General features: G+C 66.4%; 1 protein-coding gene. It reads left to right on the top strand.

Annotated features, from left to right (window positions below):
* Window positions 1-378 (top strand): SNF2-related protein (locus tag AC1DYG_RS20630; RefSeq protein ID WP_477641693.1); only part of this gene is annotated, 378 nt, incomplete at both ends.

Below are 378 nucleotides of genomic sequence, written 5' to 3'. Positions count from 1 at the left end.
CCCCAATGGAGAACAACCTGATGGAGCTGTGGTCGCTGCTCTCGATCACCGCGCCGGGTCTGTTCCCGAACCCCACCAAGTTCCAGGAGTACTACCGCAAGCCGATCGAGACCGGCGGCGACGCAGACCTTCTCGGGCAGCTGCGCAAGCGGATCCGGCCGTTCATGCTGCGGCGCACCAAGGAACAGGTGGCCTCGGACCTGCCGGAGAAGCAGGAGCAGGTGCTCGAGGTGGAGCTCTCGCCGCAGCACCGGCTGCTCTACGACACCCAGCTGCAGCGCGAACGGCAGAAGATCCTCGGGCTGGTGGAGGACGTCGACGCGAACCGGTTCACCATCCTGCAGTCGCTGACCCTGCTGCGCCGGCTCAGCCTGGACC

This window comes from Pedococcus sp. P1_H8, assembly GCF_056405175.1.
This window is presented reverse-complemented; position numbering and strand designations above follow the sequence as displayed.